General features: G+C 57.7%; 1 rRNA gene. It reads left to right on the top strand.

The features are described from left to right. Positions 1-1,074, top strand: a 16S ribosomal RNA gene (locus D0T20_RS06345); the annotation flags it as partial. Positions 1,075-1,097: the final 23 nt, after the last annotated feature.

Genomic DNA, 1,097 nt, shown 5'->3' with positions numbered 1-1,097 from the left:
TTCGGGTGAGTGTACCTTTCGAATAAGCGCCGGCTAACTACGTGCCAGCAGCCGCGGTAATACGTAGGGCGCAAGCGTTATCCGGAATTATTGGGCGTAAAGAGCTTGTAGGCGGTTCGTCGCGTCTGGTGTGAAAGCCCATCGCTTAACGGTGGGTTTGCGCCGGGTACGGGCGGGCTAGAGTGCAGTAGGGGAGACTGGAATTCCCGGTGTAACGGTGGAATGTGTAGATATCGGGAAGAACACCAATGGCGAAGGCAGGTCTCTGGGCTGTTACTGACGCTGAGAAGCGAAAGCGTGGGGAGCGAACAGGATTAGATACCCTGGTAGTCCACGCCGTAAACGGTGGACGCTGGATGTGGGGCCCATTCCACGGGTTCTGTGTCGGAGCTAACGCGTTAAGCGTCCCGCCTGGGGAGTACGGCCGCAAGGCTAAAACTCAAAGAAATTGACGGGGGCCCGCACAAGCGGCGGAGCATGCGGATTAATTCGATGCAACGCGAAGAACCTTACCTGGGCTTGACATGTGCCTGTCGACTGCAGAGATGTGGTTTCCCTTCGGGGCAGGTTCACAGGTGGTGCATGGTCGTCGTCAGCTCGTGTCGTGAGATGTTGGGTTAAGTCCCGCAACGAGCGCAACCCTCGCCCTGTGTTGCCAGCGGGTTATGCCGGGAACTCACGGGGGACCGCCGGGGTTAACTCGGAGGAAGGTGGGGATGACGTCAGATCATCATGCCCCTTACGTCCAGGGCTTCACGCATGCTACAATGGCCGGTACAACGGGATGCGACATGGTGACATGGAGCGGATCCCTTAAAACCGGTCTCAGTTCGGATCGTAGTCTGCAACTCGACTACGTGAAGGCGGAGTCGCTAGTAATCGCGAATCAGCAACGTCGCGGTGAATGCGTTCCCGGGCCTTGTACACACCGCCCGTCAAGTCATGAAAGTGGGCAGCACCCGAAGCCGGTGGCCTAACCCTTTTGGGATGGAGCCGTCTAAGGTGAGGCTCGTGATTGGGACTAAGTCGTAACAAGGTAGCCGTACCGGAAGGTGCGGCTGGATCACCTCCTTTCTACGGAGTTTTTGTGCACGCTC

This window comes from Gardnerella piotii (assembly GCF_003397585.1).
GTDB lineage: Bacteria > Actinomycetota > Actinomycetes > Actinomycetales > Bifidobacteriaceae > Bifidobacterium > Bifidobacterium piotii.
The sequence above is the reverse complement of the archived record's forward strand: the minus strand, read 5'-3'. Positions and strand labels throughout refer to the sequence as shown.